17 protein-coding genes, 4 pseudogenes and 1 riboswitch are annotated in these 20887 nt (G+C 59.1%); of the genes and pseudogenes, 11 read left to right on the forward strand and 10 right to left on the reverse strand.

Going from position 1 to position 20887, the window contains the following annotated elements:
* Positions 1–72: 72 nt before the first annotated feature.
* Together V1279_RS04220 and V1279_RS04225 are read right to left on the reverse strand one after the other, a co-directional pair.
* Entirely contained in the window at positions 73–1035 is a 963-nt protein-coding gene (locus V1279_RS04220; RefSeq protein WP_334432772.1) for an HlyD family secretion protein, read from the reverse strand.
* A gap of 24 nt (positions 1036–1059) precedes the next feature.
* The gene (locus V1279_RS04225; protein ID WP_334432774.1) at positions 1060–1515 is read right to left on the reverse strand and encodes a hypothetical protein; all 456 of its coding nucleotides are present in this window, start codon (positions 1513–1515) and stop codon (positions 1060–1062) included.
* Between the two features lie 300 nt (positions 1516–1815).
* On the opposite strand from V1279_RS04225, the gene V1279_RS04230 reads away from it, so the two are divergent.
* Positions 1816–2055 (forward strand): PepSY domain-containing protein, encoded by a 240-nt coding sequence (locus V1279_RS04230; protein WP_334432776.1) that lies wholly within the window; start codon positions 1816–1818, stop codon positions 2053–2055.
* A gap of 542 nt (positions 2056–2597) precedes the next feature.
* Here the strand turns inward: V1279_RS04230 and V1279_RS04235 are convergent.
* The 3 genes from V1279_RS04235 to V1279_RS04245 form a co-directional block, all read right to left on the reverse strand.
* Complete coding sequence (locus V1279_RS04235) at positions 2598–5720, reverse strand: efflux RND transporter permease subunit (protein ID WP_334432778.1); 3123 nt, start codon at positions 5718–5720, stop codon at positions 2598–2600.
* 30 nt (positions 5721–5750) lie between these two features.
* Complete coding sequence (locus tag V1279_RS04240) at positions 5751–6944, reverse strand: efflux RND transporter periplasmic adaptor subunit (protein ID WP_442894733.1); 1194 nt, start codon at positions 6942–6944, stop codon at positions 5751–5753.
* A gap of 1135 nt (positions 6945–8079) precedes the next feature.
* On the reverse strand, positions 8080–8259 hold the full coding sequence (locus tag V1279_RS04245) for a hypothetical protein (RefSeq protein WP_334432782.1): 180 nt from the start codon (positions 8257–8259) through the stop codon (positions 8080–8082).
* A gap of 395 nt (positions 8260–8654) precedes the next feature.
* Positions 8655–8717: riboswitch (Fluoride riboswitch) on the forward strand.
* A gap of 27 nt (positions 8718–8744) precedes the next feature.
* Here V1279_RS04245 and crcB point away from each other — a divergent pair.
* Both crcB and V1279_RS04255 read left to right on the forward strand, forming a co-directional pair.
* Entirely contained in the window at positions 8745–9128 is a 384-nt protein-coding gene (gene crcB, locus V1279_RS04250; RefSeq protein WP_334432784.1) for a fluoride efflux transporter CrcB, read from the forward strand.
* Positions 9125–9562 (forward strand): EamA family transporter, encoded by a 438-nt coding sequence (locus V1279_RS04255; protein ID WP_334432787.1) that lies wholly within the window; start codon positions 9125–9127, stop codon positions 9560–9562. The genes crcB and V1279_RS04255 overlap by 4 nt, the downstream gene beginning before the upstream one ends.
* Before the next feature lie 49 nt (positions 9563–9611).
* Here V1279_RS04255 and V1279_RS04260 read toward each other — a convergent pair whose 3' ends face one another.
* The 3 genes from V1279_RS04260 to V1279_RS04270 form a co-directional block, all read right to left on the reverse strand.
* On the reverse strand, positions 9612–10847 hold the full coding sequence (locus V1279_RS04260) for an anion transporter (RefSeq protein ID WP_334432789.1): 1236 nt from the start codon (positions 10845–10847) through the stop codon (positions 9612–9614).
* Positions 10848–11071: 224 nt separating this feature from the next.
* On the reverse strand, positions 11072–12508 hold the full coding sequence (locus tag V1279_RS04265; protein ID WP_334432791.1) for a DUF2252 domain-containing protein: 1437 nt from the start codon (positions 12506–12508) through the stop codon (positions 11072–11074).
* 554 nt (positions 12509–13062) lie between these two features.
* Positions 13063–13275, reverse strand: a complete 213-nt coding sequence (locus V1279_RS04270; RefSeq protein WP_334367271.1) for a hypothetical protein — start codon at positions 13273–13275, stop codon at positions 13063–13065.
* 530 nt (positions 13276–13805) lie between these two features.
* On the opposite strand from V1279_RS04270, the gene V1279_RS04275 reads away from it, so the two are divergent.
* Positions 13806–14474: a class I SAM-dependent methyltransferase gene (locus tag V1279_RS04275; protein ID WP_334432793.1), complete on the forward strand. Its 669-nt coding sequence runs from the start codon at positions 13806–13808 to the stop codon at positions 14472–14474.
* Here V1279_RS04275 and V1279_RS04280 read toward each other — a convergent pair.
* Positions 14450–14932 (reverse strand): hypothetical protein, encoded by a 483-nt coding sequence (locus V1279_RS04280; RefSeq protein ID WP_334432795.1) that lies wholly within the window; start codon positions 14930–14932, stop codon positions 14450–14452. The two genes, V1279_RS04275 and V1279_RS04280, sit on opposite strands and share 25 nt — an antisense overlap.
* Positions 14933–15348: 416 nt before the next feature.
* On the opposite strand from V1279_RS04280, the gene V1279_RS04285 reads away from it, so the two are divergent.
* The 6 genes and pseudogenes from V1279_RS04285 to V1279_RS37745 form a co-directional block, all read left to right on the forward strand.
* Complete coding sequence (locus tag V1279_RS04285) at positions 15349–15582, forward strand: hypothetical protein (protein WP_334432797.1); 234 nt, start codon at positions 15349–15351, stop codon at positions 15580–15582.
* Positions 15583–16011: 429 nt separating this feature from the next.
* Positions 16012–16179 (forward strand): annotated as a pseudogene (locus tag V1279_RS04290) (short-chain dehydrogenase); the annotation flags it as partial.
* Positions 16166–16488, forward strand: a pseudogene (locus V1279_RS04295) (SOS response-associated peptidase family protein); the annotation flags it as partial. The pseudogenes V1279_RS04290 and V1279_RS04295, both read left to right, overlap by 14 nt.
* 295 nt (positions 16489–16783) lie before the next feature.
* The gene (locus V1279_RS04300) at positions 16784–16960 is read left to right on the forward strand and encodes a hypothetical protein (protein WP_334432800.1); all 177 of its coding nucleotides are present in this window, start codon (positions 16784–16786) and stop codon (positions 16958–16960) included.
* 118 nt (positions 16961–17078) lie between these two features.
* On the forward strand, positions 17079–17450 hold the full coding sequence (locus V1279_RS04305; protein WP_334432802.1) for a hypothetical protein: 372 nt from the start codon (positions 17079–17081) through the stop codon (positions 17448–17450).
* A 33-nt stretch (positions 17451–17483) separates the two neighbouring features.
* Positions 17484–17648, forward strand: a pseudogene (locus tag V1279_RS37745) (CadC-family transcriptional regulator); the annotation flags it as partial.
* A gap of 83 nt (positions 17649–17731) precedes the next feature.
* Here the strand turns inward: V1279_RS37745 and V1279_RS04310 are convergent.
* Positions 17732–19887, reverse strand: a pseudogene (locus V1279_RS04310) (TonB-dependent receptor).
* A gap of 715 nt (positions 19888–20602) precedes the next feature.
* On the opposite strand from V1279_RS04310, the gene V1279_RS04315 reads away from it, so the two are divergent.
* The gene (locus V1279_RS04315) at positions 20603–20866 is read left to right on the forward strand and encodes a PepSY domain-containing protein (RefSeq protein WP_334432804.1); all 264 of its coding nucleotides are present in this window, start codon (positions 20603–20605) and stop codon (positions 20864–20866) included.
* Positions 20867–20887: the final 21 nt, after the last annotated feature.

Below are 20887 nucleotides of genomic sequence, written 5' to 3' on the forward strand. Positions count from 1 at the left end.
CAGGCAGACGGTAATACCTGCGAGGCAAATCATTAAATCAAAGTACACGGGTAGAGTTCAACGAAGAGTCAATCATCGGCTGGGGAATTGCAAGTATGTTTTCGAGAGGGTCTGAATGGCGCGTGTGGGATCTGCACATCCTGTTTCACGTTTCCTTTCGGTGTCGTCAGTGGGCTGGAGCGGCATTTTCTTGCTGCTCCACGCCGTCATCAGTGTTTCGAGACGACGCCAGGTAACCGACATCGAAGGAACGATGCCGTCATCCTTGGTCACGCTTACCCACTGACCAACGGTGCAGGGTGTCGATTGTTGGTGCCGGGCGGCGTCTTCCGGTTGGACCGTGCTGTCGGCCTGGCTGTCAGGCGCAATGATCGCGTACAATTCCCGCCGTTCGGTCTGCGGGAATGGGACAGCGAAGCGGTCGTCGATCTTGTCGCTCGTCTTGGGCAACACAGCGGTCACGATGCCCGACCGGAAAGAAGCGCCGTCAACGCGGACTCTTGTGCCGACCTTCATGCTCTGGCCCTGTCGATACGAAAAAATCGCTACAACGAAACGCTTGTCGCAATCGACAAGCGACGCCAGTGTGTCTCCTGCATTGACATGCCGGCCAGGCCCGGCCCCGACGTTCAGGATGTTGCCCGCACTGGTAACTCGGACATTGGCTCCAGCCAACGAATCCAGTCTCGTTTGCTCGATGTCTATGAGCCGCTGGTGATCTTCCAACACCGCGGCAAGCTCTTTTTCCTCGATTTCCATTCTTTTTTCATCAAGGTCGATGTCCCGCCGCTTCTGAACCAGGGTGCCGATGGCGACGAGATCGTCTCCCACATAGATACCTTTTCCCAGCGCATCGAGCTGTGCGATCTTCTGGTTGAGCTTCGCGTTTTCGGCATCCGCATTATGCAACGCGGCCGAATACTGGTGAGTGGTCGGCTTGAGCATATACGTGCTCGCAGCGTTGCGTGCGACCATGTCGGATTGCCGCTCAACCAACGCCTTCTTTTCCGCGCTAAAGGAGTCGGATTCGGCCACCCGCGCGCGCGCTTCGGCGATCTGCTATTGAAATTGTGCCTTGAGCTGTTCGATCTGGCCCGCGATCTCGGCATCGAGCGATGTCAGATAGGCGCGGTCCGAGTTCTTTTTTGCTACCGTGGATGCCAGTTTTTCCCGGGCCTCCGCGGCCTTTTCCTGAAGTGAAATCAGAGTTCCGCGATCCAGCCGGACGTTCGAAATCCGCGCTAGTGCCTCACCGGCTGCCACGGCGTGACCCGGACTCATCGCCAGCGAGTCGATTTCGCCGTCGATGGGCGCGGTCAGCAGTGTAACGGGAGCATTGACCACCGCCCTGTCGGATTGGTCGGCGATGATCGGTGGCACAACAGCATTTATCAACAAGAGCGAAAGCACACTGGCCACCGCAAGGGAGGAAACCCGAAGGATTACAGGGTGGCGGCGGGCTCGGGAAACAGGCTGGCTTTTTGTTGCTGCATTGCTGTCGGCGGTCTCAGACATTGCTGGCTCCCTGGGTGGGTTATGTCTCCAGAGAGCGCCGCCTCCAAAAAAGTTACTGTTGTTGGCGACAATTTTGGAAAATTGTCCCGGCTTTGCAAGTAACAAGGACGTAGCATTTCCGTTCCTTCGCCTGCGAAGTTCGAATTTCCTAGATCGAGTGCGGCGCACGCGCAACAGGAACCAGTGAATGATAATGCTCACTTGAACGGATCAAATAGTCACGAAGCCGTGTGCGCTTTATCGGAACCAAAACCGTTCATCGTCCCTTATCGCGAGCCTTTCCAGCGTCGGGAGACGAACATGAAGATAGCTAAGACGATTTTTACGGGTGCAGCGCTTATGCTCATTGCGTGTTCGGGCGCCACGCCTGCCCATGCCCTGACCCAGCAGGAGCTGGTAACCAAGCTGGAATCCGCGGGTTATTCACAAATCCGAGAAATCAAATCCACCGCCGAAGGTACGGCCGTCAAGGCGATGAAAAACGGCAAGGAAGTGTCGCTCGTGGTAGACAGCAACGGCAAAATCCAAGAGCGGCACTAGAGAGATTTGGTTATTCGTCACGCCACCTTAACCTTCAGCATAATGCCTACTGCCAAGGCTGCCCGATTATTGCGCTTGGCGGGATCGCCCTAGCCGGTGGGGTTATCGCAATTGGCCAAGCAACCGTGCCATGCGAGGCGTATCTCGCCCTTATTAATGGGGATCGGCTGGGCCTTTCTACCACCGCAGTCGCGACGACTCTTGCGCCATGGTTCGATAAACATCAGGGACGCGCTACGTCGATCGCTTCGCTTGGTGCGAGCGCCGGCGGAATTATCGGTGCCCCCGCGTTCCTATTCGGAATTGCACGGTTTGGGTTGAGGGTGACGACCTCCTGATCGCGGCTAGTTCACTTTGGCGCGAATGGCCGCATGCGGAATAGTATGAGAGCGCGAAATAACAGCAATCTAGCGGCCAGCTACGTTTCTCAGAACGGTGCCTTTGCCGTGCGGGCCTCGTCTCCCGTGGGTGGATGTCGTCGATCGGCTGCAAGTCGTGGGACGCGCCGCGTCAAGAACGCGTCAAACAAGGGAAGAGCGGCGCTACCGCGCCCGGCGCGAGAAATACGAAATCAACACCGGCAGCGTCACCAGGATCACCAGCGGCGCCAGCATCATGCCGGTGACGACCACGACCGCCAGCGGCTTTTGCACCTGCGAGCCGATCCCCGCCGACATCGCCGCCGGCAATAGCCCGACGCCGGCGACGACACAGGTCATCAGCACCGGCCGCAGTTGCAGTTCACCGGTGCGGATCACCGCCCGCATCCGATCAAAGCCTTCGTCGATCAGCTGATTGTATTGCGACAGGATGATGATGCCGTCCATCACGGCGATGCCGAACAGTGCGATGAACCCGATCGCCGCCGACACGCTGAAAGGAATGCCCGAGATCAACAGCCCGAGCACGCCGCCGAAGATCGCCATCGGGATCACGCTCATCGCCAGCAGCGTGTCGACCATCGAGCCGAAATTGAACCACAACAGCACCGCAATCAGCGCCAGGCTAATCGGCACCACGATCGACAGCCGCTTGATGGCGTCCTGCAGATTGCCGAACTCGCCGACCCATTCGACCCGCGATCCCGGCGGAAGCTTGACCTCTGCTGCGACCTTGTCCTGCGCTTCCTGGATCGCGCTGCCGAGGTCGCGTTCGCGCACCGAGAACTTGATCGGCAGATACCGCTCCTGCTGCTCCCGGTAGATGTAGGCCGCGCCCGAAACCAGATTGATCGACGCCAGCTCGCTTAAAGGTATCTGCGTGACCGTGCCGTTCGGGCCCGGCGCCCCGATCCGCAAGTTCTGGATGGCCTCCGCGCTCTTGCGATATTCGGGCGCAAGCCGGACGATGATCGGGAAATGCCGGTCGCTGCCGGGTTCGTAGAGATCGCCGGCGCTGTCGCCGCCGATCGCGACACGGATGGTGGCGTTGATATCGCCCGGCGACAGGCCATAACGCGCCGCACGCGCGCGATCGATATCGATCTGGATGGTCGGCTGGCCGAGCGAGGTGAACACGGCCAGATCGGTGACGCCCTGTACGGTGCCAAGCACGGATTTGATCTTGTTGGCGGTGTCGGTGAGCGCCTGAAGATCATTACCGTACAGCTTGATCGAGTTCTCGCCCTTTACGCCGGAGACCGCTTCGGAGACGTTGTCCTGCAGATATTGCGAGAAATTGAACTCGACCCCGGGGAATTTATCCTGCAGCTGCGCCAGCAGTTGCGCGGTCAATACGTCCTTGTCCTTGGTATCGGGCCATTCGCCGACCGGTTTCAGCGGCGCAAAGAACTCGGCGTTGAACAGGCCGGCGGCGTCGGTGCCGTCGTCGGGACGGCCGTGTTGGGACACCACCGATTCCACTTCCGGACGGGCGCGGATGATCTTTCGCATCTCGTTGACGTACGTATTGCCCTCCTGCAGCGAGATGGTCGGCGGTAGCGTGGCGCGGATCCACAGATTGCCTTCCTCCAGCTTGGGCAGAAACTCGAGGCCAAGCAGCCGCGCAAAGAAGATGGTCGTCATCACAAGCCCGATGGCGCCAGACATCACGGGCTTCCGGTTACCGACCGCCCAGTGCAGCACCGGCATATAGAGCCGGTGCAGGAAAGCCATCAGCCGGGTCTCGGTCTCATGCATATGCGACGGCAGAATGATCGCGCTGAGCGCGGGCGTGACCGTGAACGTTGCGAGCAGTCCCCCGGCCAGCGCATAGGCATAAGTCCGCGCCATCGGTCCGAAAATATTACCTTCGACGCCGCTCAGCGTGAACAGCGGCAGAAAAGCTGCAATGATGATGGCGGCGGCAAAAAAGATCGAGCGCGACACGTCGGCGCCGGCCGACAGGATGGCGTGGCTTTTCATGGCCATGGTGGTGTCGGCCGCGATAAGGCTCTGCTCGGCTTCCGACAGCGCAATGGTTTGCGACAGCCGGCGGAAGATCGCTTCCACCATGATCACGGTGGCGTCCACGATCAGCCCGAAATCGATCGCGCCGACCGACAGCAGATTGGCGGATTCGCCACGCAGCACCAGGATGATGACGGCGAAGAACAGCGCGAAGGGTATGGTGGCGCCGACGATCAGCGCGCTGCGAAGATCACCCAGGAACATCCATTGCAGCAGCACGATCAGGACAATGCCGAGCACCATGTTGTGCAGCACGGTCGCGGTGGTGATGTCGATCAGATCCTTGCGATCGTAGATCCGCTCGATCTTCACGCCCGGCGGCAGGATGCTGGAATTGTTGATCGAGGTAACAAGCTGCTCGACCCGCGCAATCGTCGGCGAGCTTTGCTCGCCGCGCCGCATCAACACGATGCCCTGCACGATGTCGTCAGACTGATCGAGGCCGGCGATGCCGAGCCGCGGCTTCTCGCCGACCGCGACGGTCGCGATATCCTTGACCAGCACCGGGTTGCCGCCGCTTTGCGCGACCATGGTGCTGGCGAGATCGTCAATCGAGCGAATCAGGCCGACGCCACGCACCACGGCCGATTGCGCGCCGATATTGACGGTATTGCCGCCGACATTGATGTTGGAATTGCTGACGGCCTGCAGCACCTGCGGCAGAGTCAATCCGTAGGCGATCAGCTTGTTGAAATCGACTTGCAGCTCGTAGGTCTTGGTCTTGCCGCCCCAGCCGGTGACGTCGATCACGCCTGGCACGGCGCGGAAGCGGCGCTGCAGGACCCAGTCCTGCAAAGTCTTGAGGTCGAGCACGCTGTATTGCGGCGGCCCGGTCAGCCGGTAGCGGTAGATTTCGCCGATCGCGCTGAGCGGAGAGATGCCGGGCTGCGCGTTGCCGGGCAGCGGCGCCAGCTGCGAGAGCCGGTTCAGGACCTGCTGCAGCGCCTCGTCATAGGTGTAGTCGAACGAGAATTGCAGTTTGACGTCGGACAATCCGTACAGCGAAATGGTGCGGATGGTGCGCAGGTTCTTGATGCCTGCGACCTGGGTCTCGATTGGAATGGTGATGTAGCGTTCGACCTCTTCCGACGACAGCCCCGGGCTTTGCGTCACGATGTCGACCATCGGCGGGGTTGGATCGGGATAGGCCTCGATGTTGAGCTGCTTGAATGCGATCAGGCCGCCGACCAGCACGGCTATGAACATGCCGACCATCAAGTAGCGGCGGCTGACAGCTAGGGCGACTAGGCGATCCATTCAGATCGAAGCTTTCAAATGAGCGAGGGATCAGCTGCCGGACGCGGCGCGGTCGATGAATAGCGCGCCTTTGGTGACGATCTGTTCGCCGGGCTTGAGATTGCCGACCACCTCGACGAGGTCGCCGTTGGTGAGGCCAGGCTTGATCTGTCGGAGTTCAATCGTCTTGTCGGGATGCGCGACCCAGATCCGGACCTGATCGCCCTCATAGATCAACGCCTGCTTCGGCACGCCGACCGAAGGATGGTCGCTGGCCGAATAGATCGTAACGTTGGCGAACATTTCCGGCTTCAACTGGCCGTTCCTGTTGTCGATGGTGGCGCGCACCAGGAGCCGGCGCGTTGCCGGATCGATCGCGGTGGCGACGTAATTGATGCGCGCCGACATTTCGCGGCCCGGCAGCGCCAGTGCGTTGAACGTCACGTCCTGCCCGACCGCGACGTTGGCGCAATCGCTCTCGCGGACGAAAGCGGTCATCCAGACGGTGGAGAGATCGCCGATCACATAGACGGGATCGCTGGCGCCGGCATTGACATACTGGCCGGGGCCGATCTTGCGCTGGACCACGGTGCCGCTGATCGGCGCGAAGATCGTGGTCTCGGGATTGATGCGGCCCTTCTCCTGGAAGGTCGCAATGTCGTCGTCGGTCAGGCCGAGGATGCGCAGCTTGTTGCGCGCCGCCTCGAGTGCCGTCTGCGAGGCGCGCACGTCGTTCTGCGCCTGGATCAGCGTCGCCTGGCTCTGCTGATAGTCCTTCAGCGGGACGGCCTTGCCTTCGTAGAGGTCCTTGGCGCGCTGGCCCTGCAACTCCGCCAGATCGAGTGCGGACTTCGCCTTGTTCATGGCGCTCATCGCGGCGATGAAATCGTTCTGCGCCTGAATATTGTCGGCGGCCTCGATCACGAACAGCGGCTGGCCCCTGACCACGTTGTCGCCCGGCCGGGCCAGGAGCCTGGTGACGCGGCCGGCATAGGGCGAGAACACCGGCGTCGAGCGATCCTCGTCGATCGCAATCTTGCCTTCGGTGATGTGCTCGGCGCGAAAGCCCCGTTCGTTGACGGGCTGAATCGACAGGCTGGCCCATTCGGCCGGGCTCGGCGTGTAGCGCTGCAGTCCGCCCTTGCGGGACTGGCTCGAGACTTCCGAATGCCCCCGTTTTGGGCCGCCGAGATGGGTCGCGCCGTAAACGGCCGCCCCAGTCAGCGCCACCAGGGCAATCGCCATGGCCCATCGCTGCGGGCTAACCGACTGCAATCGCTTATAAAATTTGCCAAACATACGACCCGGCCCACAGCGACAATTTGTCTCAGCCGGCCTAATAGTTCCCAATTGGCGCTCGCACAACCCAAAAAACGAAAAATCCTGAGAGGTGGGGTTCAAGCATGTCCCAGATGAAGAGGATCGACGATCGCGCCGTCCAACTCTAGCTCGTCGGCATGTTATTCCAGATGTCTCGATGCAGACGACACCATGTGCGAGCAGTGCAAACAACTCGACGCCAAGATCGAGCACTATCAGAGGGTCGCCAGGAACATCACCGACCAAGAAGACCGTCGACGGCCTGAATAAGCTCATCGCCGACATGCAGCGGAAGCGCGCCGCTCTGCACCCCGAGCCATTCCACGATGGGCGTGGGTAGCGAGCGCTTCGCGCTACCGCTTCATCGGCAAGATATCCCGTCGCTTATCTCGCCCCAGAAGCCACATTGCGTCACTGACGGTAGAGCGACCGAATGCCCAGTGCTGTAGATCAGCATGGTGGCCGACCCGATGAGTATCAGCAGGGCCACCGCGATCACCGTGATCAAGATCCGTTCCATGATGACCAAATGAAACGGAAGTGGCTTCCGTTCCAGCATACTTGGGTATAGCCGGCGAGCGCTTCGCGCTGACAGAAGACTCTCGCCCGGCGCCGTTGACGGTCTGTTCCGATCTGGAAAGAGATTGCCCTTTTCCGGAAAAGACTTTCCGGACACGGAACGTCCCGTGACCGTAGTACTCCGGGGAAGGGAAAGGGCCGCGTCGGCGCTAATACCGATGCAGAACCGGCACGAGCATTTCAGCACGCACAAGCATACTTTGAATCGGTAGGCCGCAGAGCAATCTGCGGCCATTCCGTTTGCGGGTAGCGAGCGCTTCGCGCTGATAGAAGCTCCAGTCCGCGCCGGCCGCCCAGCGCGAGCGACCGGCGACGGAAGGAGAACGGCCCAGCTGGGGGCATTGGGGGACATGGAGAGGCCAGGCCGCATCAAGCATGCAGTCCAGCACGCCTGGGGCAACGTCGTCTATCCACAAATGTTCGTGCAAATCACGATGGAACGTTGTGAACGAACCGGGTGTGGCCGCCAGCCCCTGAGCCCTCAGCGCTGGTGACCGAGCCCGATGCCGAGCTGGTGCGCCTTCGCCCTCAGTGCGGGAACCGACCGCTTCATTTGCTTGGAGATCTTGGCAATCGGCGTCTTGGACTTCGAGTGCGCCTTCAGAGCCCTCACGTCCTCGCGGGTGTACTCGCGCCGCATCACCTTCTTGGCCTTCGCCATAGTTCCTCGCATTGTTGTTCCAGTCTCCGCCTGTGGTGCTGAGCGGCCTCGGTTCGAAGTGTCTGAAGCTTGGACCGAGGCCGCCCGGAGCCCGCCGATCATGTTGCTGCCGGCAGGTCGACACCATGAGATCGGCCTCGCCACCGTGGGCTGGTGTGGTGGCGGTCCGTCCCATCCGGATGCGCCCGGTCCAAGGTTTCTGACCCGGGACGCACGCGGTAATACCGGCGCTCGGCAAACGTTCCGCAAACGATCAGGCAAACGCCCATGCAAATATTCGCATTGACAGCCATGGATTCTGCCGCGGGCGCTTCGCGCCTCGTTCCTGAAGGCGAGCGTGGCCTGGAAAAATACCTAGTCGGGTTGTCGATGCAGACTGTTTCGCTTATCTCATCCACAGTGATGGGGATGGGGTTCCCCCGATAACCGCCATTTTGGCTGATGACTCCTACTGAGCGCGAGAGCGCAGGTAGGAGCATGTGCAAATGACCCCTCAACTCATTCTTGCGGTAGGCGCCGGCGGCGCACTCGGATCAGTCGCGCGGTATTTGGTCGGCGTCGGATCGGGAAGATTATTCGGAGCGGACTTTCCTTGGGGCACGCTCGTAATCAACGTGACCGGCTCATTTTTGATTGGTGCGTGCGTCGGCCTTTTTGCGGCCAAATGGGATTTGTCGCAGGTAATGCGGATATTCCTGACGGTCGGCGTCTGCGGTGGCTACACGACTTTTTCCACATTTTCTCTGGACACCTACTATCTGATTGAACGTGGACAGACGTTGGCATCATTTGCTTACATGGTGACTTCGGTGACGCTGCCCGTTGGTGCCCTGATCGCGGCGCTGCGATTTGTTAGGGCACTTGTATGAAAAATCTTCTGCTCTCCTGGGTATTTTGGGCGCTGCTTTCCGCAGGATTCGCGGCCCTAACAGCCATCTTCGCAAAGATCGGTATCGAGAACGTCAATTCGGACTTTGCGACGTTTATTCGTACCGTCGTCATCCTTTGGGTGGCCGCACTGATCGTCTGCGCCTCAGGGAACTGGCAGCAGCCGTCCAGCGTGTCCGCGAAAACGTGGCTGTTTCTTATCCTATCGGGTGCCGCGACGGGCGCGTCTTGGATTTGCTACTTCCGCGCCTTGAAGCTCGGAGATGCCGGGCGCGTTGCTCCGGTGGACAAGCTCAGCGTCGTCTTCGTCTCAGTTTTCGCAGTGCTCTTCTTGGGTGAACGGCTTGCGCTGCCAAATTGGCTCGGCGTGATTCTGATCGCGTGCGGTGCCGTGCTTGTTGCCTATCGAGCCTAGGGGAGGGCGTCGTATCGGCTAAAACTGTTCTTGAATGGACCGAACTGGTTCAGAGCCACAAGAGCCCAAAAGCAATCGTCAGAACCGTGAGTGGCGCACCCAGCTTAAAATATTCTCCAAAGTTTAATTCCACGCCTCGCGCCTTGGCACGCTGCGCGACAATGAGATTGGCAACAGAGCCGACCAGTGTAAAATTCCCAGCCAGCGTCGCAGCCATCGCGACTACAAGCCAAGCACGTTGCGGATCTTGTAAGTTCGGAACGAACGACTTGAGGAGAAGCACGGCCGGAACGTTGCTAACCAGGTTGGACAGCACCGCCGTGAGGCTGGCCAGGATTGTTGGGTTGTCGAGGTGCTGGCGGGCGATCGCAGCGCTGACATCGGCCGTGATGACCGCTTTCTCGAGCCCGCCGATGACGACAAACAATCCGACAAACATCACAAGAAGCGGCCAGTCGATCTCGATATAAACCTTTTCAGGTCTCACGCGCCGCGTCAGCAGCAGAAAAGCACCACCCATTATAGCCACCTTGGCGACTGGCTGGCCGAAGAAGAACAGCACGACCATAACCGCCATAACGACAAGTGACTTCGCCAACAGCGGTCCATGATAGCGGGCTGAGATGTCGATTTTGTCAAACCGGTCAGGCGTAAAGAATTCACTTCGATAGGATAATGCGATGAGAACAGAGGTGACCATGAGCCCGATGACTGCGACCGGCACAAGCGCCGCAGCGAAATCGCCGTAGGGAATACCTGAGAGGCTTCCAATGATAATGTTCTGGGGATTTCCCGTGATAGTTGCCACACTACCGATGTTAGATGCGGTCGCGACCGCCAAGAGGTAGGGAATAGGGTTTCGCTTTAGCCGTGTCACGAGTTCGAGCACAAGCGGGGTCATCACCAGGCAGATCGTGTCGTTGACCAGGAACGCTGAAAGAATCCCGGAGGAAAAAATTACCGTTCCAAGCAACGTTATCGGCCGTCTAACGTAGGCCGCGGTCCAGTAGGTGATGACGCGAAAAAATCCCGAAAGCCGGAGATTGGCGACGACGATCATCATGCCAAGCAGCAACACGATCGTATTGAAGTCGACCGCTCGATACGCTTCTTCGAGCGACAATACGCCGGTGGCGACCATCAAACTGCCGCCCAGCAGGGCCGCCCCAGCCCGGTCGATCCGGTATACGGGTATCTTGCCGACGGCCATGACGGCGTAGGTTGCAAGAAAGATCAACCACGCAGCAGCACTCGTTGTTTCAGGCATCCAGTTCATTCCGCCCATCAAGCCTTCGCGTAGCGCCGCCGACAAGCTGCAAGCCATGTCTCAAAATGGGTCAAACGCGACGCTTAGCCATGACTACAGGACCTCCGCGTTCCCCCGGGGGAAGCGACCGAAGACAGACATGGCAACAGGACCGAAAAGCGCCACTTCCAGACTTTCGTGCCACACAAGTAGGTGAACGCCGCCTAAGTCTTGGATACCGGGGCCTGGCTCTCCCTTTGCGACTAAGCCGCTTTCGCTTTCTTCGTAGCCGTGGGTTTGGTCCCCTTCGCCTTCACCAGAGCGGCGTGGTCGGCGCTTGTCTGGTCGGCATAGGCCGTCGCGAAGGACGCGATCGCGTCATCGAGCGCGTCGCTCTTGCCACTGTAGCCAGCGATCGCGGCAGGGTCGCCGGAGCGCGCATGGGCACGCGCGAGCGTTCGACCGCATAGCTTGGCATAGTCGGAGAGTGCCTCGCCTTCGCTGATTTCGCTGACGGCGCCAAGCCTGCGGCTTTTCAGCGTCCGAACATAGAACTGACGGCCGGTCGCATCGTCCTGCGTCGCACCCAGGAAGATGTCGCCGGCGGCCTGCATCATCTGTTGGCCCTCTACAACCCGACGACCTTGATTTCCTTTGTAGGTAAGCTTGCCGCCGAGCCGTTCCAAAACCGATCGCTGCGCTTGTTTGACCTGCAAGAACAAGGGCTCGTTGTCGCCGGTCATGAACAATGCCACGCAGCAGAATGTGCCGACCGATCCGACGCCCACCGCCTTGAAGGCGAGATCCTTCATTGTGAAACGGTCGAGCAACCGCTGCCGATTAGGATTGAGGCCTTTACGATAGGCAGCGAACACGCGCTCGACACCAAGCCGGTGTCGCGCGTCGGCCTTAGGATCGAGATGGAAAATGGTAGGAGGCTTATCGACGATCTTCGGATTATCGCCGCTGACCAGATGCGGGAAATTATCGTCCTTCGCTAAGCCCTCGCCCCGCGCCTTAGCAATCACGCCAACGAGCTGGCGCCGCAGACCACTATTGCCGATCTGCTTGATCTCCTGTTCGAGGTCGATCCGGCTGTGCCAGATTTCCAGCGGCGACAGCTTGGCGAGTGCGGAAATGTGCGTCCGATAGGCCTTGACAGTCGCAGCCGCGACCGCGCGGGCCTGTTTCTTGTTTGTGCCTGCGGCCGATGCCGCTACCGCTACGCTGGCTGCGAGACGCTTCAGATCGACGGTGAAATCGACGCCAGGCAGCGTCTCATCAAAATCGTTCACGTCGAACAGGATATTGTCCTCCGGACTAACGAAGGCGCCGAAGTTCATCAGGTGGCTGTCGCCGCCTGCCTGCACCGGTATTCCGGCCACTGGCTGGGCGGCCAAGTCTGTCGCCATCACCGCCGCGGCGCCGCGCAGGAAAGCGAACGGGTTGAGCGTCATGCGCGCGTACCGCTCCGGCACAAGCTCCGGAACGCGATGCGGATCGCTCTCGGCGAGAATTGCAACGGCATTGCGCGACATCGATCCTTTAAGGTCGGCATGTCCTTCTCGCGGCGTCTTGCGTCGGAGCGCTTTGCCCACTTGGAACAGTTCGCTCCGCGAACCCAAAGTGACCGTCATCTGGAAGTGCTCCAATGAAGGAAAACGGTATATGGAGCCAACCAGCTGTCCGCAAGCCGGCAAGCGTGGCTGTGCGGGACGCCGGTCCGGCCCTAGACTCCCAGGAAGCGGAAGGCAGCGCGCCTTTGTTCTTTATCTCGTGCGCAGCCACAGTCGTCACACCTGCCCTCGACCCTCGGCCGAGTTCAGTCGATACGTTTCCTTTTCCCAATCTAGATCTTCGTGCTCGCCGTCTTGTCGAGCGCGGCGCGCAATCCCTTGGCAAACTTTCCTCCCTGTTTGGTCCAACCCCCGCTTGCCGACCCCCTGCGTGAGAGCTCGCTGATCATCTATTTCGGTACTGCGCAGCCGTTAATGAAGGTTTCTCCATTGCGTTAAGCGGGCGATCTATCAGGCCTGCCTGTCGACCGATCATCATGACGACCATGGCCGCAGTCCTCCGCTGCATGACGGCCATAGTGTCCGACTTGCGTTCCACGGAAGCGACGGGGGCTCGAATGGGGGTGTCATAGCGTTCATGGCGAGGAGCTCCAGCACGAAGAGAGTCGCGCTAGTTCCGACTTATCCTAAGCGCCTCTTCGGAAGGACGTGGACAGCCTCTAGCGCACGCAGCGAACTCATGAGAGCATCGACGCGATGGTCTGTATGTGGTCAGCTCCCGCCGCTACAAGCTCTGCGTAACTGGTGCGACCCTGCGCCGCCGCTATTAATATGCATTCAGCGAGATAGGCTTTCGCGGACACGTTGCAGAATTCTGCAGGCACCCTCAACATTACCTCCTCGAGAGCGATCCGCATTAGTGCAACAACTTCAACATCGAATTGCGGCATGTGGCTCTCCATTTTCCAACTCAGGATGCCCAGGTCCTGGAGACTTAGGTCGCATCTGACGGTCTGCTTGGGCTGACGTTTGTGATCCAGAAGCCCCTCTGATGCACTTTGTCGATCGGACTGGTTGAAGCCTTGAGCGAGCACGCGGCAAAATCAACTCAATTGAGCGATAGGATTTGTGAAATTTAGGTAAGGACTACATGTGCGACGTGACGGTCTCTCGTCAAAGATCGGCGTTTCATTCCGTTCTTAGGCCAATCGAGTCGTAATTGGAGATCGATTGCGTCCGATCGAGCCACGTCCTCGAGATATTCCAGCTCATGAAGAGAGCTCTGAGTCAAGCAAGCGTGGCTGCGCCAAAGCCGGTTACAATTCTAGTCGGGCAAGTCTCATTCACACACAACCATTCCTACGGCCCACAGTACGGGCGTTTCCGGACCTTGACTTTGAACTGCAAAGCTCTGACCCTTTCTTGGTCGCGGCCCGCTCTGCCCACTGTCCTGATGGTCGCGCCATTTTTGGAAGCGCCAATGCAACAAGTGATCGAAGGCTACACGGCAGCAGCCTCTGAACTTATCGATCGTTTCAATGCGGTCTCTTCTTCGGACCTCTTCAAGCCTGTGATCGATCTGCTACCCCTGTCCAGCGTGCGTGTCGTCGACATCGGAGCGGGTCCGGGTCGGGATGCGGCGTGGTTGGCCAACATGGGCCACTCCGTCTTGGCCGTGGAACCGGTCAAGGAATTTCGGGATGCTGGAATGTCAGTCCATGCCTTATCGAAGATCGAGTGGATTGATGACAGACTTCCCGACCTCATCGAGACCAAACGGCGCGGACACTTCGATTTGATCTTGCTATGTGCCGTGTGGCAGCATCTGGATATCGACCAGCGGCTAGTTGCGATGCGCAGTCTGGCCGAGCTAACAGCTTCCGGCGGAATCGTAATCATGTCGCTCCGGCATGGGCCGGGCGCTCTGGAAAGAACTGTTCACTCGATCGTTCCGCAAGAGACGGTGGACGTTGCATTGAGAGAAGGGTTCACGTTGCTGAGGCGCGTGGAGGCTGGGTCTCTTCAACCCGCTAATCGAAGGAACGGCGTCCATTGGACTTGGCTTGCCTTTGCTAGGCGCGAACTGGTCAAAGTCCGCGGTCATCCGTTGAGGTCCGTTCAGGGTCAAACTGAGAAGAAGTCGGTATGAGCAAATATCTTCCGGGTTACCCCTGAAAGCGGACATTGCTCAATGCAGTCGGCATGTCTCAAAGGTGCCAGAGGACTAAACCGCTCGCGCGGTAGGGCGCTGCGGCGGCCGGCATGGCCATGGTGGACGATGGGAGCGTGTTGCCCGACGATGAAGGGCCAGAAGCATATCCCCAGAACCGATGATGGTTCAGCACGATGATCGCGCGGATCTCGCACCGACAGCGTTGGGAGCGCAACTTCGAATACCCGAACCGGTGCGATTGGAGATGCAGTGATGATATATAAGCCGAGCTCGAAACATTTCCGTTGGACGCCATCACGTGGAAATATTTGTTCGACCGATGCGGTACAAAGGCTGCCATCAGGCACATAACGCACAAGTTGTAATATGTGCCTTTTTTTTACAACGCCTAACTCTCTGAAATTACAGGAGCGGCGAAAGGCGTTTTCACCCATTCGCAAAGTTCGTGCCATATCGCAAAAGTTGTACTCGCACTCACAGCCGCCAACCCCCCACAGCGTCTGACGCGCCACCTCGCCCCACATCCCGCGGTTTCCTCCATTGGAGGTTTGCGGACGCCGGCCCCGGAGTACGTGGCGCCGTCGTCGTGGGGGCCGGCATCCGAAAACCTTCACAATAGCGGAAGTCACGGCACGTCACTCCGGAAGTCCGGTACGCTCGTAGAGCCAGGCTGACGAGATGGAATAGGAGCCGCCGGATTGTGCGAAGGGAAGGTAGCCCAGCTCGTCGAGGCTGAACATGAACGGAAGCCGGGCCTTCTGTTCACGGTGAATTCAGTTTCGCCGGCTAACGTGGTCTCACGCCACCAGAGGTGGCCGGGTTTCCAGCCCCTAAACTGAAAGGACACCACATGCTCAAGAATATATCTGTTCCGGTTCTTGTTGCATCGCTCCTCGCTGGATCTGCAGCAATTGCTGCCGGTAGTGCCGTAGCTCACGATACCAAGTCTTCTGTGGACGCAAAGGCGCAGGCGACAGTAGACCAGCCGGTCGCGCTGGGTAACTCCGAGATGTCGGCCGCCAAGAAGGCCGCGAAGAAGACTAAGAAGACCACGAAGAGCACGACGACAAAGAAGGAGATGTAGGTCCTCGCGCTTGCAGGAGGTGCGCGATGACGCGGCTAAAGCGGCATCGCGCACCGCGTCGGCAATGGGTTTGTCACGCCAGACCCCGCTCGGCGCTGCACCGCTGAAGCCGATCCCGCTCAATCCGCAACGGGACAGGGCTGGACCGCCGAAAAGGGGCAAGCCGACAGCACCAAAGTTGTTTAGGCCGCGAAATCTACTGACAGGAAAGTCTAGAGAGTCGCCACCCGCTTTTCGAGCGCGGCGACTGTCCCCATCAAATTCTGGCGGCGCATTCAGATCTCGAGCGAGAATAGGGTATGCGTAATTGGATGGATCGGAAACTCCCATGCGCTTTCTTCAATAAGGGCCACCTTTATTGTCAGGATATGGATAGGGGCCATCACCAACGAGAGAAGCCGCCAACTGAGGCGGCCACTTCTCACTTGCATTTCCTTCCTCACTGATGCCGCCAAACACGCGCCGCTCGAAGTCTGCATCTTCAACGTCGGCGCCAACATCAACTTTCCGATCCTCGACACTACCGAGCGTGTGTTTCGCAAGGTCTGGGAAATGGCCTGCTATTCGGGCTTTCTCGCCGGCCATCGTCTGGTTCGGGCTCGATGATGATCGACCGCTCGCGGCCTTCGCCGGTATCTGGACCGAGTACAAGGGCGACCACGGCACAAAGTCCAAGCCGATTCCGCTGCATCTTATGTACGGCTTCCTGACCACCGCACCGAACGCGACCGTCGAAGCGATCCATACCAAGGCGATGCCGGTTTTCCTGACCACCTGAAGAACGCGATGTTTGGATGCGTGCGGCCATGGGAAGAAGCGAAGGCGTTGCAGCGACCGCTGCCGGACGAGGTTATGAAGGTGGTGGCACGCGGTACTGAAAAAGAGGACGTCACCGGTGCTGCATGACCGATGGTTTGAGAGGAACTCGGCGCTGCACATCATCAGCGTTTATTCCAGCCTGAACCGCACCAGCATCAGGCTCGCATTTTTTTGATGCGGTTTTGCGGCCCATAAGAGGCCACTCAGCCAAACGTGATCGAGTTCTTTTTTATAGCAGGTTCCATCGAAACGATTTCCTCTGTTATCTCAATGGGAAGCCGCAATGCGAGGCAACGTGCATAGTTCACCAGCGCCCATGTTTGCTTGAACCTTGCATCAAGCTGTCGAACGAACCTTCGTGGAAGGAAACCGGAGGTTTCCCATGAAGCATCTGATCATATCTGCAATTGCGGCCGTTGCCCTTCTCATTACTGCAACCACCATGCTGTGGTCGTACTCACCTTCGATCCAGCGTCATGCCGCCGGTACAGTGATAGGTCAATGCAAGAACTTCCACAGCCTGGCCGGGACAAAAGCTTCCGAGCTTTTGCCTTACTAAGCGCTAACAGCCGCTAAAGGGGCTGCCATTTTCTTTAGAATCTGGTTTCCTTAGTTGCCGGAGAGTTCGTGTGATTCGCGGATGCTAAAATTAATGACAGTCCACAATGGAGGCTGCCATGAAAGCGTTCGATCGCGTACTAACGATGTTCGGTATTCTTCTTCTTCTGATGTCCTTTCGTGCTGACGCTCACGATCCGTCAATGGCGCACCACGAATGGTTCAACAGACAGGAAATGAACCCCGCCGCTCAACACCGGCTCGGTGTTCCGTGGAAATCGTGTTGCGGTAACGGCGATGTATTCAAAACACGCTTCCGCGTCGCAGACGACCATTCGGACCAGTGGCAATACCTCAAAGACGGCCAATGGAAAGTCATCCCACCCGACATCATCAAGGCTGAAGACACCCCAGATCGTTTGCCCGTGCTGTTCATAAACAAGAGCACGGGGGACGAGCTCTGCTTCTTCGTGCCGCGTGGTGGACTATGAGCTAAGGCACCTCAGAAATGGGGGCGAGACTGTCGCGTTCAAAATCTGTTCGTCATCGCTCGCGCTTCAGGCTTTACCTACAAAGGCAAAGCTGTCGACGTCAAATGGGTTGGCCGCGAGCTAGACGTTCGCTACGTGCTGGAGGGTAGCGTCCGCAAGGCAGGCAACCGCGTTCGCATTACCGGGCAGTTGATCAACACACAACTTCCAGGAACGGCAAAGCGGACGTATCCCAGATTGCCTATGTCGGTTAGGTGCCCCAGAAGGTGACATGGCAGCCATCAAAACCTTCCCGCCAGCGTGACGCGAACCGCGAACGGCTCGGCGGGATGGACATGCCGATCGGCGACACCGCCAATCGGCTCACCCGGCAATCGCGACAGATAGTGATATTCGATCTGGTTGGTTCGCGCGTTGAAGAGGTTGAGCACGTCGAGCTGCAGTTTTAGACCATTGTCGAAGCGGTAGCCTGCGCGTGCGTTGAAGATCAGCGACGCCAGCGAACGGACGCTATCGTCCTCAATCAGCGGACGCGGGCTGAAATAGCGCGCCTTCAGTGCACCGGACCAACCAGTCTCGTTGCCTAAGGTAATTGCGCCGCTCGCGATCCACGCCGGCGCGCCCGGGATGAAATTGCCGGCGGCATCGAAATCGGTGAAGCGCGCGCGGGTATAGGCAACGTCCAGATCGAATGATAGCCACGGCTTCGGCTTGTATTGGTTCACCCACTCCACGCCAACCCGGCGGCTCGGCCGGCTGGCCTCAGTGGTGCCGGCGTCGCCCACGAACAGCAGTTCGGCGTCGAAATCGAGCACAAAGACAGCAACCGAGCTTGTGAGTCCGTCGATCGCTTTCGTGCGGATGCCGAGTTCGGCGCCTTTCGACCGAACAAGCAGCGGCACGCGATCCTGCGGCGTCACCTTGTCGATCGGGTCAACCGTTATCGTCGCGCCGCGGATGTCATTGCTGTGCAGGCCGTAGCTGGCGTTGCCGTAGAACTCAGTCTTGTACCAAGGGCCCAGCACGATGCCGGCCTTCGGGCTCGTCATCGTCGCTTGGGCATTGCCTGAATTTTCCGGCGTGTCGCTGAGAACGCGGCCGGCGAAAACGTCCTCGCGGATGCCGACAGTGGCGCGCAGCCAATCGGTCCAGCGTGTCGTCGTGTCGGTCCAGATGCCGACATTGCCTTCCTGCACGCGGTCCTCGCGCACGGTCGAATGCACCGCACGCTGCTCCGTCTTGAACAGACCGACATGGATGTCGTCGTAGCGGCTCTGCATGCCGACGCAAGTTTGCGTCTCGAAGCCGCCAAACCGCCAGTCGAAGGCATGTCGTGCGTCGAAGCCGCCAAGGGTGCGGCGATCGAGCTGGTTGAACTGGTCGCCGTTGACGGGATTATATTATCGAGGAAGTAGGTGAAGTTGTTGAAGAGCTGCAGGTCAGAGCGCACGATATAGGCGCTGATCTTGCTCTGGCCGTACTCGCTCGATTGAGCCCAGTTGCCTGACAGGCTGAAGCGGCTGGACGTCCCGCCATCAGTGGGATCAAGCGAGCCGAACCGACCGATGATTCCCTGATCGATGGCGCGCTGCGCGACCTGGTCGGTCGAGTTCCAGCCGTTAGAATAGGCCATCGCGGTCAGTGTGAGGCCATCGCTCGCGGTGCCCTGGCTGTAGCGCAACACGCTGTTTATTTTCCGCACATTGTCCGGCACGTCCCACGGCCCATCGTATTTGATACCCTCGATCGCGGCGAGCAGTGTGCCTGCGCCGACCGCGGTCGATCCCGCCGCCACGCCGCGCCGGTAACCGAAGCTGCCAAACGTGACCTCGGCTAGATTTTTCGGCAGCTTGTTAAGGTAGTCGATCGCGACGGACCCGGCCGAGCTGAAGTCGCCCACATCGGCGTAGTACGGACCTTTGCGGACATTCACCGATTGGATCAGCTCAGGGATCAGAAAGTTGATATCGGCGTAGCCCTGCCCGTGGCCATGAGTTGGCATGTTGACGGGCATGCCGTCGACCTTGATGGAGAGATCGGCGCCGTGGTCAAGGTTGAAGCCGCGCAGGAAATACTGATTGGCTTTACCTTCTCCGGAATGCTGGGTGACGATCAGGCCGGGCACGACATCCAGCGCCTCGCCGACACGCGCGAACGGCACCGCGTTCACCTGCTCGCCGGTAAAGCTTATCGCGCTGGCGGCGGTGGGCTGCAGGGCGGCAATTCCTTCGGCAGGGGTACCGGGCGCGGCCCCTGTGCCTGAGGCCGACTGGTCGGATCTGGTCGCGGTCGTAGTTCGTGTCCCGCGATGTTGCGATGGCTTTGGCCGGGCAACCCGCTTGGGCGGCTTCGCTTCAGGAGACGTAACAGTGACCGGCGGAAGCTGATCTGGCTTGACGGCGGCTCGCTCCTGCCCAGCGGTTGGGACCGCACAGATGGCAGACGAAGCGGCGGCGCGGAAAATAGCCGCAATAAGGCAGGACCACTGACATCTCCCGCACGATACCAGCTAGAGTCACTGACGACTGCACGCACTCAACCCGGCGCTCTCACGCTATCGAGGCGAGTATGACGTTGCAACAGGGAATATCATACGGCCTCCGCGAGAGGATCACCGGAATATTCGGATGCACCGGATCACCATTACCATCGAGGACGACCTGCTGGCTGAGACCGACGCCGCCGCGAAGCGTCGCGGCTAAGCGAGCTCACTATGCAAAATCCGACATAGGGGTGAATTTCCGCCATGGCGTGCTCCTTGGCTTTGGTGCCCCGCACGAGCTTCTCTTGCTGGTGGGGCGAGAGCACGGCCGGACCATCCCATTAACGGACGTTTGGCCAATCCTTCACGAGTCATGTTCAAAGGTGCACGCAGCCCCGCTGGATGCTAGAATATGCCGGCTCTCCCTACGTGGGAGAAACATGAAGCGATGCGAGTTCATCACGCTTCTCGGGGGGAGCGGCAGGTACTGGCCTAATTCGGCCCCCAGTGGCCTAATTGAAAATGGCATTGGCCTAGTTTGCGAGTCGAAAAATCCACCCCAGCTGTTCTTCGTCGTAGATTTCGAAGTCCGCTTCGCCCTCATTTCGATTTGCCCGGAACCTTCACCTTCCGGCTAGGTTGGTCGTTGTACGTATAAGGGAGGTCCGCCATGAACAAATTAGCGTCTGTTGTTTTCGCCGTGGCCCTTTCAGTGGGTCCGCTAAACCTGGCAAGGGCCGATCAGCCGGGACCGGACTGGATGCCCGCCCAGCAAGTGATCGAGCAGGTTCTCAAGTCGGGCTATACGCAGGTTACCAAGCTTGAAGCCGATGACGGTCGATGGGAAGGCGAAGGCATCAAGAACGGCCAGAAGATGGAATTTCACGCCGATCCGAAGACCGGCGTAATGACGTCCGAAAAGCTCGACGACTAAGAGCGTCGAGGCTGCCTCAGT

It is taken from the genome of Bradyrhizobium sp. AZCC 1610, from assembly GCF_036924515.1.
GTDB lineage: Bacteria > Pseudomonadota > Alphaproteobacteria > Rhizobiales > Xanthobacteraceae > Bradyrhizobium.

What these genes read in the sequence shown, in the direction of transcription:
- V1279_RS04225 (WP_334432774.1), bottom strand. Translation starts at nt 1,515, where the DNA reads ATGTCTGAGACCGCCGACAGCAATGCAGCAACAAAAAGCCAGCCTGTT.
- V1279_RS04230 (WP_334432776.1), top strand. Translation starts at nt 1,816, where the DNA reads ATGAAGATAGCTAAGACGATTTTTACGGGTGCAGCGCTTATGCTCATT.
- V1279_RS04235 (WP_334432778.1), bottom strand. Translation starts at nt 5,720, where the DNA reads ATGGATCGCCTAGTCGCCCTAGCTGTCAGCCGCCGCTACTTGATGGTC.
- V1279_RS04240 (WP_442894733.1), bottom strand. Translation starts at nt 6,944, where the DNA reads ATGGCGATTGCCCTGGTGGCGCTGACTGGGGCGGCCGTTTACGGCGCG.
- V1279_RS04245 (WP_334432782.1), bottom strand. Translation starts at nt 8,259, where the DNA reads ATGGCGAAGGCCAAGAAGGTGATGCGGCGCGAGTACACCCGCGAGGAC.
- crcB (WP_334432784.1), top strand. Translation starts at nt 8,745, where the DNA reads ATGACCCCTCAACTCATTCTTGCGGTAGGCGCCGGCGGCGCACTCGGA.
- V1279_RS04255 (WP_334432787.1), top strand. Translation starts at nt 9,125, where the DNA reads ATGAAAAATCTTCTGCTCTCCTGGGTATTTTGGGCGCTGCTTTCCGCA.
- V1279_RS04260 (WP_334432789.1), bottom strand. Translation starts at nt 10,847, where the DNA reads ATGGGCGGAATGAACTGGATGCCTGAAACAACGAGTGCTGCTGCGTGG.
- V1279_RS04270 (WP_334367271.1), bottom strand. Translation starts at nt 13,275, where the DNA reads ATGCCGCAATTCGATGTTGAAGTTGTTGCACTAATGCGGATCGCTCTC.
- V1279_RS04275 (WP_334432793.1), top strand. Translation starts at nt 13,806, where the DNA reads ATGCAACAAGTGATCGAAGGCTACACGGCAGCAGCCTCTGAACTTATC.
- V1279_RS04280 (WP_334432795.1), bottom strand. Translation starts at nt 14,932, where the DNA reads ATGGGTGAAAACGCCTTTCGCCGCTCCTGTAATTTCAGAGAGTTAGGC.
- V1279_RS04285 (WP_334432797.1), top strand. Translation starts at nt 15,349, where the DNA reads ATGCTCAAGAATATATCTGTTCCGGTTCTTGTTGCATCGCTCCTCGCT.
- V1279_RS04300 (WP_334432800.1), top strand. Translation starts at nt 16,784, where the DNA reads ATGAAGCATCTGATCATATCTGCAATTGCGGCCGTTGCCCTTCTCATT.
- V1279_RS04305 (WP_334432802.1), top strand. Translation starts at nt 17,079, where the DNA reads ATGAAAGCGTTCGATCGCGTACTAACGATGTTCGGTATTCTTCTTCTT.
- V1279_RS04315 (WP_334432804.1), top strand. Translation starts at nt 20,603, where the DNA reads ATGAACAAATTAGCGTCTGTTGTTTTCGCCGTGGCCCTTTCAGTGGGT.